We start from the raw sequence: 15556 nt of genomic DNA, 5'->3' as shown, positions 1-15556 counted from the left end.
ACAGTGATCACTTCAGCAAAGTCCGCAACGGCGTCGCGGGCCGCCCGAGCAGCTCTTCCAGCTCCGGACCGGTGACGGCGAACTCGCCCCGGCGAGCCGCCCGGAACATGCCGAGCAGCAACGTCGCCCGGCCTTCCGGGACCCCGTGCCCGAGCAACCCCGCCACCCATTCCTCGTCATCCACGACCACGCGGCGGATCGGGCGCCCGCACAGCTCGCTCAGCATGGTCGCGACGTCCGCCAGGTCGTACGCGACCGGCGCGGTCAACGGCGGTGTCACCCCGTCGAACCGCTCCTCGGCCAGGATGATCGCCGCCGCTTCGGCGAGATCGGCGTGCGCGGTCCACGACACCGGCCCGTCGGCGGGCGCGACCAGCTCACCGGTTTCCCGGGCCTGACCGACGAGCAGCGGCACGGTGCTGGCGTAGAAACCGTTGCGCAGCGCGGTGAACGGCCCGCCCGTCAGGTGCCGTTCGGTCGCGGCGTGGTCGGGCATCGGCGCGAACAGCGAGTCCCCGGCCGCACCTTGGTGACTCGTGTAGAGAACGCGCTTCGCACCCGCGTCCCGCGCGGCATCGATGGCCGCGACATGACGGCGGACGGCCGTCTCCCCCGATTCGTCCGTCGAGACGACGAGGACCTGCGAAGCGCCCTCGAACGCATGAGCAAGCGAGTCCGGATCGGCGAAGTCGCCGCGCCGGACCCGCACGCCGCGGCCGGCGAGGCCATCGGCCCGGCCGGGCTCCCGCACGCTCACGCCGACCTCCTCGGCCGGCACCCGCCGGAGCAGCTCCTCGACGATCCGCGAGCCCAGCTTGCCGGTTCCCCCGGTGATCACGATCATGGTCGCCCCTTCCTTGGTTACCACTGATACTAACCACGTTAGCATCATCGATAGCAAGCTTGAGTTACCATCGGAACCATGGCGAAGGACCGGAGCGAAACGCGGGCGCACATCCTCGAGACGGCCGCGCGGCTCCTGCACGACGAAGGCGCGGCCGCGCTCACCACCCGCGCGGTCGCCCAGGCCGCCGGCCTGCAGGCCCCCGCGCTCTACCGGTTCTTCGAGGACAAGGACGCGCTGCTCGACGCCGTCGCCGAGCACGTCTTCGCCGCCTACGTCCGCGAGAAGACACCCGACGAGGACAGCGACCCCGTCGACGACCTCCGCGCCGGCTGGACCGCCCACCTCGGCTTCGGCCTGGCCAACCCGGCCCTGTTCGGCCTGCTCGTGACGCCGGGCCGGACGTCCCCGGCGGCCGAAGCCGGGCTCGCGGTCCTTCGCGCCCGCGTGCACCGGGTCGCGGAGAGCGGCCGGCTCCGCGTCCCCGAACCCCTCGCGGTCGAACTGATCCACGCGGCAGGCACCGGCGCGGTGCTCACCCTGCTGGCCGGGTCCACCGAGGGCCTCGCCGACGCGATGTACGAAGCCGTGGCCGGCCGGATCCTGACCGACGCGCCGGCCCCGCCGGCCGCCCCACCGGACCTGTCGATGCTCACCGGCGCCGAGCACGCCCTGCTGGAGGAGTGGCTCGGCCGCGGCTGAGCGGTTCGAGTGCATTTTCCGTCCGGATGTAACAACTATCGGATTTCCGGCGCCATAGGGGACGGTCCGGTCCCCGCACCCCAGGAGTCCGCATGCTGCGTTTCCCGTTCCCCCGAAGATCGCGCCGTGCGCTGGCCGCGGCGGTCGTCGTGCCGCTCGCCGGCGCACTGGCGGTGGCCGTCGCGGCCCCCGCCGCCGCGGTGCCCACCGGCTTCGCCGACACCGTCGCGATCGGCGGCCTGACGTCGCCGACCGCCGCGGCGTTCGCCCCTGACGGCCGCGTCTTCGTCGCCGAAAAGAGCGGCCTGGTCAAGGTCTTCGACTCCCTGGCCGACCCGACGGCGACGGTGTTCGCCGACCTGCGGACGCAGACCCAGGACTTCTGGGACCGCGGCCTGCTCGGGCTGGCCGTCGACCCGGCGTTCCCCGCCCGGCCGTACGTCTACGTCTCCTACACGCTCGACGCCGTGCCCGGCGGCACCGCAGCGCGGTGGGGCGACGCCTGCCCGACGCCGCCGGGCGCGACCGACCAGGGCTGCGTGGTCACCGGCCGGGTCTCCCGGCTCACCATGGGCCCGGACGGCACCGCCGTCAGCGAGAAGCCCCTGGTGACCGGCTGGTGCCAGCAGTTCCCCAGCCACTCGGTGGGCTCGCTGGCCTTCGGCCCGGACGGCGCCCTCTACGCGGGCGGCGGCGACGGCGCCAGCTTCAACTACGCCGACTACGGCCAGACCGGCAACCCCTGCGCCGACCCGCCGTCCCCGGCCGGGACGAACCTCGCCCCGCCGAACGCGGAAGGCGGCGCGCTGCGGTCGCAGTCCCCGCGCCGCGCGGCCGGGCAGCCCGTGCTGCTCAACGGCACGCTGCTGCGCATCGACCCCGACACCGGCGACGGCCTGCCCGGCAACCCCTTCGCGAGCAGCTCCGACGCCAACGCCCGCCGCGTGATCGCCTACGGCGCGCGCAACCAGTTCCGGTTCGGCTTCCGGCCGGGCACCGGCGAACTGTGGGCCGGCGACGTCGGCTGGAACACCTGGGAAGAGATCAACCGGGTGGCGAACGCGGGCGACGCGGTGGCGGAGAACTTCGGCTGGCCGTGCTTCGAAGGCACCGCCCACCAGGCCGGCTACGACGGCGCCAACCTCGACCGCTGCGAGTCCCTGTACAGCTCCGGCGGCCAGACCGCGCCGTTCTACGCCTACAACCACAACGCCAAGGTCGTCGCGGGCGACCCGTGCCCGACCGGCGGCTCGTCGATCAGCGGGATCGCCTTCGAGTCGGGCAGCAACTACCCCGCCGCGTACGCCGGTGCGCTGTTCTTCGCCGACTCCTCACGCGGGTGCATCTGGGCGATGCGGACGGCGAACGGCCAGCCCAGCCCGAGCCTCCTGGAGCCGTTCGTGACCGGCGCGAACGCACCGGTGCAGGTCCTCACCGGCCCCGGTGGCGACGTGTTCTACGTCGCGCTGGGCAGCGGCGAGCTGCGTCGCGTGAGCTACCCCGGCGGCACCAACCGGCCGCCGGTCGCCGCCGCCACGGCGACCCCGTCGAGCGGCGCCGCGCCGCTGGCCGTGCAGTTCGACGGCACCGGGTCCACCGATCCGGACGCCGGGGACGTGCTGTCCTACGCCTGGGACCTCGACGGCGACGGCGCGTACGACGACTCGGCGGCCGCCCGGCCCACGTGGACCTACACCACGGCGGCCGCGGTCGACGCCGGGCTGCGCGTGACCGACTCCCACGGCGCGACGGCGGCCACCACGGTTCGCGTGACCGTCGGGACCCCGGCCGGGCTCGACCCGGTCCCGGTCGTCGACGCCCCCGCCGCGTCGCTGACCTGGTCGGTCGGCCAGACCGTCGCCTTCTCCGGCCGCGCGATCGACGCCCAGGACGGCGAGCTGCCGCCCTCGGCGCTGTCGTGGCGGCTCGCGATCCGGCACTGCGCGGCCAACGGCACCTGCCACACGCACAACGTCCAGGACTTCCCGGGCGTCGCGGCGGGCACGTTCGTCGCGCCGGACCACGAGTACCCGTCGTACCTGCAGCTCACGGTGACGGCGACGGACTCGACGGGCCGCACCGGGTCCAAGACGATCGACCTGCAGCCGAAGACGGTGACGCTGAACTTCACGTCCAGCCCGAACCAAGCGCTGCTGACGGTCGGCGGGACGCAGCAGCGGACGCCGTTCTCCCGGACGGTGATCGCCGGTTCGACGAACTCGATCAGCGCGGACAGCCCGCAGAACCTGCCGCCGCTCAACCTCAAGTACGCCTTCTCGAGCTGGGCGCACGGCGGGCCGCGGACGCAGAACATCGTCGCCCCGGCGGCTTCCGCCACCTACCAGGCGAAGTACCGGCTCTGCTGGCTGCTGCAGCCCTGCTGAGCGGGTGACCCGGCCCCGGTGCGGGGCCGGGTCACTCCTTGGGCTGCTTCGTCTTCTCCGCCTTCTTCGACTCTTTCGCGGCTTGCTTGGACTCCTTCGCCGCTTGCTTGGACTCCTTCGCGGCCGACTTCGAAGCTTGCTTCGACTCTTTCGCCGCCTGCTTGTCGTTCGTGGCCGTGCCCTCGGCGCCGGACGTCTCGGCCGATCCGCCGGCCGCCGCTTCTCCCCCGGGCGACTCCGGTGCGGAAGGCACCGACGTGAGCTGCGCCCCCGAGGTGGTCCCGCGGTCACCACCGGCCGGCACGCCCGCGGGCCGGCTCGGGACCGGTTGCACCGTCGTGCCTTCCGCGCCCGGAGCCGCGGGTGGCGCGATGTCGGACGTGCTCGCGCCGATGGTCACCGTCGTGACGATCGCCGCACTGGCGGCCGCCACCTTCGCGGCCGTCGCCCACGACAGCACGGACGCCCCGGTGCTCGCGGCCGCGCCGGTCGACGCGACGGACCCGGTCGCGGTCAGCCAGTGCGTCACGACCGGGAGGCCGAGGATCAGCGGGGCGATTGTCGCCGGCAGCTCCGCGTTCAGCTCCTTGAGCCCGATGGCCAGCTTCCGGCAGTCCGCGCAGCGGTCCAGGTGCGTCGTGATCCGGTGGCTCTTGTGGTCGCCGACCCCGTCGCGCACCCACCGGGCGAGCTGGCCGGAGACGACCCGGCAGGTGCGGCGCCGGGCTTCGGGGACGTGCTGGTCCAGGTAGGCCTGCCGCAGCCCTTCCCGGGCGCGGTAGGCCAGCGCGGCGACGCTGTTCGGCGTCATGCCGAGGTCTTCGGCGATGCGGGCGGGCGACTCGCCCTCGATCTCGGTGCGCCACAGCACGCTCCGCCACCGCTCGGGCAGGCTCGCGAACGCGCCCGCGGCGACGCTGCCGTGCAGCCGGCTGTCCACGGGCTCGTCGCTGCCCTCACTCGGCAGGACGTCCGGGACCTCGGCCACCAGCGACAGCGCGGAGTCGCGGCGGCGCCAGCTGATCATCGTGTTCCGGATCGTCGTGAGCAGGTAAGGCCGGAATTCTTCGTGCGGACCCTCGCCCGCGCGCAGAATCCGCAGTACGCGGGTGAACCCTTCGGCGATCAGGTCTTCCCGTTCGGCTTCGCCCGACGCGATCGCGGCCGCGACCCGGCGGGCGGCGACCAGGTGCCGGTCGTAGAGCTGGCCGTAGGCGGCGGGATCCCCGTCGCGCACCGCCTGGATCAAGACCGCGTCGCTCGGGACGTCCTTCGTCCCGGCCACCGCCGGTGCCACCTCGGTCACCCAACCCCCCTTGCTCGTGCGCTTGCACGTGCAGAACGTCACGCGATAGTCGTCCAACGAGAGGCCCAGCGCAAGGTTTCGGCGCGGAAAGCCCTTTTTCTTCCGCGGTGAGTGTCCCGGACCCGTGTCTTGTCAGGTGACTGAGCACTCCGGCCGGGTTTCGTCCCGGCCCGGCGACGCGTCGTTGCCGCGGCGTTACCGGAGGCGGTAGAGACGAGGGGCGGTGGCCACCGTCCCACTGTCCGATGTGGACGTTCGTTGTCCCTCCACCAGGAAGGTCTCCGAAATGCGCAGAGCAGTCTGCCTGCTGCTGACCTTGCTCCTCCCCGCCGTCGTGGCCACCGGCGTCGCCGCGGCCGCGCCCGCGCCCACCGTGACGCCGGTACCCGCGAACGCCGGCAAGGGCTGGCCGGTCAGCGGCGCCCAAGGCGTCCTCGACCTCGCCGCCCGCGGGTACGTCGAACAGGAGTACCTGCTGTCCGGGCAGGCCGACACCTACGCGCAGGACGGCCTGTGGACCGACGACGGCCGCTGGGCCACGCACGTCGCCACCACCGGGAACCCGTACACCACGCGGATGGTCGTCGTGCGGCCGGACAACCCGGCGCGGTTCAACGGCACCGTCGTGGTCGAGTGGCTCAACGTCAGCTTCGGCGTCGACATCCCGGTCGACTTCTCCCAGTCCTACGAGCACTTCGTCCGCGAGGGCTACGCCTACGTCGGCGTCACGACACAGAAAGCCGGAGCGGACAAGCTGAAGAGCCTCGACCCGGCCCGGTACGGCTCCGTGGACCTCGGCTCCGACACGCTCTCCTACGACGTGTTTTCGCAGGCCGCGCAGGCGGTTCGGACGCATCCGGAGCTGTTCGGCGGCCGCGCGCCGTCGGTCGTCCTCGGTACCGGGCACTCGCAGTCCGCGTTGCGGCTGACCACCTATGCGAACGCTGTTCAACCGGTGCGCGGGGTCTACGACGGCCTGATGATCCACGGCCGGGCGGCGCTCGCGGCCCCGATCGGCGACGGCGTCGTCGGCCCGCTGTCCGCGCGCATCCGCACCGACCTGGCCGTGCCGGTGTTCGTGCTGCAGTCGGAAACCGACGTCATCGCCTCGAACTCGGTCCGGCAGGACACCGCGCGGGTCCGCACGTGGGAGGTCGCCGGGACGGCCCACGCCGACCAGTACGGGCTCGACCTCTACAACGCCGCGAACGCCCGCGACCACTCGATCAACGACGGCGCACCGACGACCTGCGACAAGCCGGTGAACAGCATGACGTTCCGGTACGCGGAGAACGCGGCGTTCGCCCACCTGGACCGCTGGGCCCGCGGCGGTGCGGCCCCGCCGGCGGCACCGCCGATCTCCCTGCTGCTGGGCCTGTTCATCCGCCGCGACGCCGACCAGAACGCCCTGGGCGGCGTCCGCCTGCCGGACTTCGACGCCCCGGTGGCCGCCTACGCGCCCAACAACAGCGGCGGCAACGTGCCGGGGGCGTGCCTGTTGCTGGGGACGACGACGCCGTTGCCGGCGGCGCGGATCCGGCAGCTGTACCCGGATCACGCCGCGTACGTCGCGAAGTTCACCGCTGCGGCTGACCGGGCGCTTCGCGCTGGATACCTGCTGCCCGCGGACCGCGACGAAGCCGTCGCCCGCGCGCAGGCCGCACCCGTGCCGTGACCGACCGCGAGCCCACCACCGGCGTGGTGGTGGGCTCGCGGCCACCGGGGGTTCAGCCGGCGTCGAGGGCCAGCGCGATGTCGGTGATGGCCAGCGGCAGCTGACCGACCGGCGTCGCCGCACCGGTCAGCAGGTTCACCGAAGCCAGCGTCGCCGGACCGCCGGGCGGGACGATCGTCGCGAACGCCGTCGCCGAGACCGTCTTGCCGTTGACCAGGTCGCTGAAGATGTCGAAGCCCGCGTTCGGACCCGCGTCGACGCCGAGCGCGCCGGTCGGGGACAGGGTGCCGTTGTTGGCGGGCGCCTGGATGACGACCTGGTCGGTCGTCGTGTTGAGGTCGAACAGCGTCGTCGCCGTGTCGGGGTTGAGGTCGTTGTTCGTGTACGCCCCGGCCGTCACGCCGCGGGCCGGGGCCGTCAGCGGCGGCGTCGTGAGGATCGCGTCCTCGATCGTCGTGCCGTCGTTGAGGTTGTGCCGGAGGTTCTGGCCGTTGTCGCTGATCACGCGCAGCCGGTCGGCGGCCGGGTTGAAGTCGACGCCGAAGTTGGTGCCGTACAGCGGAACGCTCAGCTGCGAGACCTTCTTGACGACGACGTCCACCGTCACCGGCGGCATGGTGATCGTGTAGACGCCGCCGAGGTTGCCGACGCCGTACAGGGTGTTGTTCTGGACGCGGAAGTCGATGCCGATCAGCGCGGTGTCGCCGCTGAGCCCGGTGACCACCCGGACCCAGTCGAGCACCTGCGGCCGGTCGGTGGTGAACGTGGCCATCAGCGTGCCGTCGGCGGAGATGCCGTACGCGCGCAGCCCGGCGGCGTCGGCCACGCTGTCGCCCGCCGTGGCGACCGAGACGCCCGCGGCGGCCGACAGGACCGCGGCCGCGGCGGCGATCCCTCTCTTGATCCGTGCCTTCATCGTGGTTCCCCTCCTGGAGCTTCGGTGTGCGAGAGGAAGCTATTCGGACGAACTGGACAGCCGTTGGACGTCGGCTGGACTGGGCGGATCGGTGTCTTGCGGCTGCCCCGGCGAGCCAGGACATTGGGAGCACAACCGGAAAACAGGGGGTTTTCACGATGTCCATCGGACTCGGACTGGGCGCGTTGACGGCGGGTTTGCTTGCCGCTTCGTCTTTCGCGCCGGGCGTCACGGCGACGGCAGGGGAACGGACGTGCTGGAGCATCGAACCGATCGAACTCGGCCTCGACGGCGTCTGGAGCTACACCTACGAGGTGTCGTGGTGCGCCGAGGGTGCGGAAATCGTTTCGGTCGACCCGGTGGTCACTTACGAGGTGATCGCCCCGGTGTGCCGGTGGGTGGGCAGCGTGGAGGAGTCGGTGACGAAGTCCGAGGAGGGCACCCGCACGGCGTTCAACCTGAGCGAGTTCTCCTGCCCGGGCGACATCGGGGCCAAGGGCGTCACGCCGTGGGCGATCGTGACGGTGCACGCCGACGGGACCTACACCGTCGACGCGACCGGCATCCGCCCGTAGCCGGGCCGGCGGGCCCCGCGTGCCCGCGTGCCCGGGTGGACGGCACGGCGTCCGGCGTCCCCAGAGCCGTGCCGTCCCCCGGGGCACGCGTGCCGGTCCGCGCGTGCCCAGCACCGCAAGCGCTTCCCGGGCGACGGCCCGTTTCGCGGTGCACGACGGGCGTGCCGGACCGAGTCACCCGCCGCAGCGCTCCACCATCGCGAGCGCCTCCCGGTGCGGTGGACCGCCACTGCCCGGCGGGCACGCTCGTCGGCGCACCGGGTCAGGCGTCACAACGCTCCAGCACCGCCAACGCCTCCCCCATGCCATGGCCCATCTCGCGGTGAACCGCCAACGCCCGGCCCGACTCGCCCTGCCGCACCGGGTCAGGCGTCACAACGCTCCAGCACCGCCAACGCCTCCCCCATGCCATGGCCCGTCTCGCGGTGGACCGCCAGCGCCCGGCGGGCATGCTCCGCCGCCGCTTCAGGTTCGCCCCGAGCCAGCAAAATCCCTGCCAGCACCGTCAACGCCTGGCCTCGCAATGCCCGATAGCCCGCCCGCTCGGCCAAAGCCAGCGCCTGCCGGCCCGGCGCGAGATCGTCGGCCGCCGCCGCCAAGCCGAGCAGCGCGTCGGCTTCCGGGTAGCGGTCGCCGGTCTCGCGGATCAAATCGAGAGCCTGGCCGTACCGCCGGAGCGCCCCAGCGCGGTCGCCGGTGCGGTGGAGCACCGCGCCGAGCGTGGCCAGCGCCTCCGCCTCGGTTCGCGGGTCGCCGGCCTCGCGGGCCAGCGCGAGACCCGCTTGGGCGCACTCGAGGGCCTCGTCGAGCCGGCCGAGGTCGGCGTACGCCGCCGCCAGCCGGCTGCGGGTTTCGGCTTCGCCGCCGCGGTTTCCGGCCTCGCGTTGCAGCCGCAGCGACCTCCCCAGCAGGTCGGCCGCCTCGGCGGGCCGGCCGCGGGCCCGCTGCGTCTGCCCGAGGTTGGCGAGGTTGATCGCTTCGCCGTAGCGGGACCCGATGCGGCGGAACCGCCGCAGCGCCTGCGCGTAGTGGTCGGCCGCCGCCGCGAGCCGGCCCATCTCCCAGTGGACGAGCCCGAGGTTGGCGAACGCGACGGCCTCCCCCGCGACCTGGCCGAGCCGCCGGCTGAGCGCCAGTCCGCGCTCGAACCGCGACGCCGCCGCGGCCAGCCGGCCGGACTGCCAGTAGACGCACCCCAGGTTGCCGAGCACGGCGGCCTGCGCCTCGGCCCAGCCCGCCCGCCGGGCCAGGAGCAGCGCGGCGGTGTAGTGCCGCACGGCCGGCCGGTACCGCCCCTGACGGAAGTTCAGGTCGGCGAGGCTGAGCCGCGAGACGGCGCAAGCCCGCGCGTCCCCGGCGGCTTCCGCGGCCGCCAGCCCGGCTTCCGCGGCCGCGGCCCACTCGACCCGCCGCATGCCCATCCAGAAGTACCCGCGCAACGCGTCCGCGAGCAGCCACGCGCGCGGCCGCGGCCCGGCCGCCCGGATGGCCGCGACGAGGTTGCCGCGTTCGGCGTCCAGCCAGTTCGCCGCCTCGCCCAGCCCGGCGAACGGGGTGCCCGTCTCGGGCAGCGGCAGCCGGAGCATGTGCGGGTAGAGCAGCCGGGCCGCGGCGTCGACCGTGCGGAGGTACCAGTCGTAGAGCCGGTCCAGCGCGCGTTCGCGGTCCGGCTCGGCCCGTTCGGCCTGCTCGGCGGCGTAGCGGCGCAGGAGGTCGTGGAAGCGGTAGCGGCCGGGGCTGTGGTGTTCGACGAGGTGGGCGCCGGCGAGCCGGTCCAGCACCGCGCCCGCCCGCGCCGGCTCGGTACCGGTGAGGGCGGCGACCGCGTCGGTGCCGGCATCGGGACCGGGGACCAGGCTCAGCAACCGGAACAGCCGCTGGGCGTCGGCGGGCAGAGCCGCGTGCGACAGGTCGAACGCCGTCCGGACGGCGGTCTGCTCGTCGCCCTGCACCGCGAGCGCGGCCAGCAGGTTGCCCTCCCGCAGTTCGGCGACGTAGTCCTCGACGCCGTGGCCGGGCCGGTCGGCGAGGTTCGCCGCGGCGATCCGCAATGCGAGCGGCAGGTACACGCACAGCTTCGCGAACTCGACGGCCGCCTCCGGCTCGGCGCGCACCCGGTCGGGTCCGAGGACGCCGGCCAGCAGGTCGACGGCGTCTTCGGGGTTCAGCACGTCGAGGGTGAGCCGGCGCGCACCGTGCACGGCGACCAGGCCCGTCATGCGGTCGCGGGCGGTCACCACCACCAGGCACCCGGGCCCGGCCGGCAGCAGCGGCCGCACCTGCGCCGGGCCGGCGGCGTTGTCCAGCAGCACCAGGACCTTCCGGTCGGTGGTCAGCGTCCGGTACAGCGCCGCGGCGGTTTCCTCGTCGGCGGGCACGCGCTCGGCCGGGATCCCCAGCGCGGCGAGGAACTGGGCGAGGACCTCCGCCGTCGACGCCGGGGCGCCGGGTGCGTGGCCACGCAGGTTCGCGTAGAGCTGCCCGTCGGGGAACCGGTCCCGCACGCGGTGCGCCCAGCGCACGGCCAGCGCCGTCTTGCCGACCCCGGCCGTACCGGAGATCGCGGCGATCGCCCCGCCCGCCGCCGGCACGCTGTCCAAAAAGGACAGCTCGGCGGCGCGGCCGGTGAACCCGCCCGGCTCGGCGGGCAGCTGTTTCGGGATCCGTTGCGCGGGCCGGGGTTCCGCCGGTTCGGCGGCCGCGACGCCGTCGTCGTGCAGCAGTGCCTCGTGGGCGGCCAGCAGTTCCGGCCCGGGGTCGATGCCGAGCTCCTCGACGAGCCGGGCCCGCGTCCGCCGGTAGAGGCGGAACGCCTCGCCCCGCCGGCCGAGGGCGTGGTGGGCGCGGATCAGCAGGGTCTGCGCGGACTCGTCGAGCGGCTGTTCGGCGGCGGCCTCGGCGATCCCGGGCAGCACCTCGGCCGCGGCGCCGGCGGCGATCATCGCGTCGGCGTACCGGGAAAACGCTTCCTTGCGCTCGGCGACGAGCGACACGACCTTCGGGTGCGCGGCCAGCGACGGCAGGTCCCCCAGCGGCCGGCCTCGCCACAGCCGCAGCGCTTCGCCGAGTGAAGCGGTCACGCGGGCGGTGTCCGCTTCGCGGTGGGCGTCGTTCGCCTCGGCGATGGACTCCCGGAACCGCCACAGATCGACGTCGACGGCGTCGCGCCGCACCGCGTACCCACCACCGACGTGCGGCAGCACTCCGCTCCCGGACCGCGGCGCGCGGCCGGGTTCGAGCAAGCGGCGCAGGTGCTTCACGTGCGTCTGGACGACGTTCACCGCACTCGGCGGCGGCCGGTCGCCCCAGAGCGTGTCGACGAGTTCGCGCCGGGCAACGGCATCCCCGCCGGCCAGGGCGAGCAACCCGAGCACCGCGCGACGGCCGGGCGGGCCGAGCTCGAGCTCCGCCCCGTCGCGCCACGCCCGCACCGGACCCAGCACCTGGATGCGCACCGATCTCGTCGCCACGGTGTCCCCCGCCATCGGCTGCCGATCACCGAACGTAGCCGTCCCGGCGGCCGGCACACAAGGAAGTGGCTCCGCTCAGCCCAGCGGCGCCCGTCGGGCGGGCTAAGGGATCACTGCGATGCGAAGCGGAACGTCGGCGGCGGCGAGGGAAATGGCCGCGGAGACGAGTGCCGACCTCGCGAAGGTGAAGAGCGTGTCGGGAGTGAGCGTCTTGTCCGAGCGGTGGATGGCGTAGACCAGCCCCGCGGGCCGGGTTCCGAGCGCTGCGGCCCGCTCCGGGCTTTCGGCGCCGACGAGCTCGGCGAATTCCGTCCACGTCGACGAGTCCGTCAAGCTCTCGATCGCCACCAACCCCTGGGCGAAGAGGTGGCTGAGCACGGACGATCCGGTGGAGCTGCTCACCTTTTTGACGTGGACCAGGACGTTGTCCGGGCCCAGCAGATCACAAGTCTCGAACCCACGCGGATGAACCCTGGTCTTCAGAAGCTTGCGATCGAGACAGAGGAAGCGGTGATCGACGTCCGCGACATGCTTGTTGTAGTCGCGCTCGAGAACCTTGCCCTCAGGATCGGTGGGCGCCGAGTCCCAGGCGGGCAGCACCCATGGTGGTGCGCCTTCGAAGGCCCCCTCCACGATGTGCGCGACATGGTGCAGGTACTTGTCGCCGAGCCGGTACCAGTCACCGTCCAGCAGGATGTAACGACATTCCGGGTCGACGATCTCGGCGGCCAGCCAGTGCAGGGCGGAGACGGAGCCACCGAGTGAACGGCCGGTATCGTCGAAGCCTTCGATGACACTGGCGTGCAGCACACGGAGTTGTTCCGCCGGTTGCCGGCCACGGATCCCCGCTCGCAGGTCGTCGATACCGAGCTCCGGTGTGTCGACGGGCACGTCACCCACGTGACCGCGGTAGACCTGCACGTCGGGCCCGTCGTAATAACGAGCCGGGTAGGCGACCCCGACTTCGCCGCGGTCCGGATCGGGGTGAGCGAGCAGGTCGGCGACCGTGGAGTCGAGGACTTCACGCAGGTCGTGCCCGGGTGCGAGCCGACGAACCCACTGCAACGGCTCGAGCCGGTCGTGAACCTCCATCTCCGTGACAACCCTGGTCAGTACCCGCAGATCCGATACGAGCGATTCACCTTCTATACTGAGCGGCAATTGGATCCCGTCACCGCAATCGAGGCCAAGCCGGAAATTGCGGTACGCGCCGCGTCGCCGGACGTGCGCCAAATCCACGGTGAGGTCACCGTGAACCTTGCCGCTCAGCCGACGCACGAGCTCCGCGTGCTCCCGCAAGCCGAACGCCCAGAGTCCCTGGCCGCCCGGGACCATGTTCTGATCGACCCGGGCCTTGGCGCTCAGGGCCCATCGCGTGATCCGCCGGATCTCGTCGGGATCGAGCAGCCGCACCGCGACGTCCAGCCCGAACTCCCGGTCGATCTTGTTGTCGCTCAGGTAACGCCAGCCCTGCCCGAACGCCACGGCGTAGCTGACCTTCCCGACACGCAGGAACAAGACCGCCGACGCGGTGGTGTTGGTGAATCCCAGGTGGACTCCGGTCAGGGAGCTGACGGCCGGTACCCAGCCGACCGCTCGGCGTGCGATTCACCGGCGACGAGCAGAGCGGGAACACCGCCGACCTCGACCTCGTGGTGGGCGAACTTCTCGTCCGGATCGTCGACGACCTTGGTCGCGGCCAGGTCGAGCAGACGATCGGATGCGTACATCCGGTAGAGGCTCATCTTCCGCGTGGCACCGACGCCCGCCGTCTCATCCTGTTCCGAAAATTCATCAGTCATCAGGATTCCCGCCGACCGATTCAGGGCCGAAAGACTCGAATCATTTAAAGATCGTATCGAAGATGTCTGGACAACAAACAGACAGATCATGGTGAAATGCACGCCATCACGAAGGCGCCCGGCAGCAGCGGCAGCGCACACGACCCGCCAACGACACTCAGCACGGCCACCTAGCACCTCAAGCTGCAACCTGTTCCAGCTACGTGACGCGCGATGACAGCCGGACAGGCGGCGGGTATAGTGCCGAAAACAGTAACGTGTTCTAGTAACTCGCGGTGGAAGGGACTTCGATGAGCGAACCGGCGATGCGGTATCCGAACCACCTCGGGCACCTGGTCGTCTCCGCCCTGAAGCGCCACCGGGACGCGCCCGTGATGGTGCTGGGCGAGACCACGATGACCGGGGCCGGGACCGCCGAGCAGGTCAGCCAGTACGCCCAGGCCTTCGAGGAACTCGGGGCCGGCACCGGCGCCGCGGTCGCGTTGCTGTCGCTGAACCGCCCCGAGGTCCTGCTGATCATCGCGGCCGGCCAGCTGCAGGGCTCGCGGCGGACCGCGCTGCACCCCCTCGGCTCGCTCGACGACCACGCCTACATCCTCGGCGACGCCGGCATCACCACGCTGATCATCGACCCGGTGCCGATGTTCGTCGAGCGGGCGCTCGGCCTGCTCGAGAAGGTCGCCGGCTTGACGCAGGTGCTCACCATCGGGCCGGTGCCCGAGCCGCTGGCCCACGTCGGGCACGACCTCACCGCGACCGCCGCGAAATTCGCGCCCGGCCCGCTCGAGCCCGCTCCCCTGCCGCCGGACCAGGTCGTCTCCATCACCTACACCGGCGGGACGACCGGCAAGCCGAAGGGGGTCATGGGCACCGCGCAGGCGATGGCGACGATGACCCAGATCCAGCTCGCCGAGTGGGAATGGCCGGAAGCGCCGAAGTTCCTCATCTGCACCCCGCTTTCCCACGCCGGCGCGGCGTTCTTCGCGCCGACGCTGCTGAAGGGCGGCTCGCTCGTCGTCGTGCCGAAGTTCGACCCCGCCGGCGTCCTGCGGATCATCGAAGAGGAGCGGATCACGGCCACCATGCTGGTGCCGACCATGCTCTACGCCCTGATGGATCACCCGGACTCGCACACGCGCGACCTCTCATCGCTGCAGACGGTCTACTACGGTGCCGCGTCGATCAACCCGGTGCGCCTCAAGGAGGCGATCGACCGGTTCGGGCCGATCTTCGCGCAGTACTACGGCCAGTCCGAGGCGCCGATGGCGATCAGCTACCTCGCCAAGGGCGACCACGACGACGCGCGGCTGTCCTCCTGCGGGCGCCCGTCGGCGTTCCTGCGCACGGCCTTGCTCGACGCCGAGGGCAATCCCGTGGCGCCCGGCGAACCCGGCGAGATCTGCGTCGCGGGCCCGCTGCTCGCGGCCGGGTACTGGAACCTGCCGGAGATCACCGCGGAGACGTTCCGCGACGGCTGGCTGCACACCGGCGACGTCGCCCGCGAGGACGAGGACGGCTTCTGGTTCATCGTCGACCGCGTCAAGGACATGATCGTCACCGGCGGGTTCAACGTGTTCCCCCGCGAGGTCGAGGACGTCGTCGCCGAGCACCCGGCGATCGCGCAGGTGGGCGTGATCGGCACCCCGGACGAGAAGTGGGGCGAAGCGGTGACGGCGGTGGTCGTGCTGCGTTCGGACGCGGCCGCCGACGACGCCGCGATCGAGCGGCTGACGAGCGAGATCCAGGCGTCGGTGCGGGAGCGGAAGGGACCCGTGCACGTGCCCAAGCAGGTCGTCATCGCCGAGTCCCTGCCGATGACCGGGCTGGGCAAGCCGGACAAGAAGGCGCTGCGGGCGCAGTACGAGCGCGCGAGCGTGTAGGG

General features: G+C 72.3%; 11 protein-coding genes. 5 read left to right on the top strand and 6 right to left on the bottom strand.

The features are described from left to right. Positions 1-7 precede the first annotated feature (7 nt). A complete protein-coding gene (locus ACIQWX_RS17160) occupies positions 8-844 on the bottom strand; it encodes an NAD(P)H-binding protein (RefSeq protein WP_400871287.1) in 837 nt (278 codons plus the stop codon). A gap of 78 nt (positions 845-922) precedes the next feature. Between ACIQWX_RS17160 and ACIQWX_RS17155 the strand changes: the two genes are divergently transcribed. Both ACIQWX_RS17155 and ACIQWX_RS17150 read left to right on the top strand, forming a co-directional pair. Beyond that, complete coding sequence (locus tag ACIQWX_RS17155) at positions 923-1546, top strand: TetR/AcrR family transcriptional regulator (protein ID WP_400871284.1); 624 nt, start codon at positions 923-925, stop codon at positions 1544-1546. A gap of 92 nt (positions 1547-1638) precedes the next feature. Beyond that, entirely contained in the window at positions 1639-3930 is a 2292-nt protein-coding gene (locus tag ACIQWX_RS17150) for a PQQ-dependent sugar dehydrogenase (RefSeq protein ID WP_400871281.1), read from the top strand. A 31-nt stretch (positions 3931-3961) separates the two neighbouring features. Here the strand turns inward: ACIQWX_RS17150 and ACIQWX_RS17145 are convergent, their stop codons facing one another. Then, positions 3962-5236, bottom strand: a complete 1275-nt coding sequence (locus ACIQWX_RS17145) for a sigma-70 family RNA polymerase sigma factor (RefSeq protein WP_400871278.1) — start codon at positions 5234-5236, stop codon at positions 3962-3964. 286 nt (positions 5237-5522) lie between these two features. Between ACIQWX_RS17145 and ACIQWX_RS17140 the strand changes: the two genes are divergently transcribed. Further along, positions 5523-6911: an alpha/beta hydrolase domain-containing protein gene (locus tag ACIQWX_RS17140; RefSeq protein ID WP_400871275.1), complete on the top strand. Its 1389-nt coding sequence runs from the start codon at positions 5523-5525 to the stop codon at positions 6909-6911. A 52-nt stretch (positions 6912-6963) separates the two neighbouring features. Here the strand turns inward: ACIQWX_RS17140 and ACIQWX_RS17135 are convergent, their stop codons facing one another. Then, positions 6964-7827 carry a DUF4394 domain-containing protein gene (locus ACIQWX_RS17135; RefSeq protein WP_400871272.1) on the bottom strand — a complete coding sequence of 288 codons (864 nt, stop codon included), beginning with the start codon at positions 7825-7827 and terminating at the stop codon, positions 6964-6966. Between the two features lie 158 nt (positions 7828-7985). On the opposite strand from ACIQWX_RS17135, the gene ACIQWX_RS17130 reads away from it, so the two are divergent. Continuing rightward, positions 7986-8402: a hypothetical protein gene (locus ACIQWX_RS17130; RefSeq protein WP_400871269.1), complete on the top strand. Its 417-nt coding sequence runs from the start codon at positions 7986-7988 to the stop codon at positions 8400-8402. 365 nt (positions 8403-8767) lie between these two features. Here ACIQWX_RS17130 and ACIQWX_RS17125 read toward each other — a convergent pair whose 3' ends face one another. From ACIQWX_RS17125 to ACIQWX_RS17115, 3 genes are all read right to left on the bottom strand, one after another. After that, complete coding sequence (locus tag ACIQWX_RS17125) at positions 8768-11872, bottom strand: tetratricopeptide repeat protein (protein WP_400871266.1); 3105 nt, start codon at positions 11870-11872, stop codon at positions 8768-8770. Between the two features lie 102 nt (positions 11873-11974). Next, positions 11975-13423: a DUF6119 family protein gene (locus ACIQWX_RS17120; protein WP_400875793.1), complete on the bottom strand. Its 1449-nt coding sequence runs from the start codon at positions 13421-13423 to the stop codon at positions 11975-11977. A gap of 11 nt (positions 13424-13434) precedes the next feature. Then, the gene (locus ACIQWX_RS17115; RefSeq protein WP_400871263.1) at positions 13435-13674 is read right to left on the bottom strand and encodes a hypothetical protein; all 240 of its coding nucleotides are present in this window, start codon (positions 13672-13674) and stop codon (positions 13435-13437) included. Between the two features lie 290 nt (positions 13675-13964). On the opposite strand from ACIQWX_RS17115, the gene fadD8 reads away from it, so the two are divergent. After that, entirely contained in the window at positions 13965-15554 is a 1590-nt protein-coding gene (fadD8, locus tag ACIQWX_RS17110) for a fatty-acid--CoA ligase FadD8 (protein ID WP_400871261.1), read from the top strand. Positions 15555-15556: the final 2 nt, after the last annotated feature.

The sequence above is a fragment of the Amycolatopsis sp. NPDC098790 genome, assembly GCF_044759945.1.
In the GTDB taxonomy this organism is placed as follows: domain Bacteria; phylum Actinomycetota; class Actinomycetes; order Mycobacteriales; family Pseudonocardiaceae; genus Amycolatopsis.
Note: the sequence above shows the minus strand (reverse complement) of the source record. Positions and strands in the feature narration are given on the sequence as shown.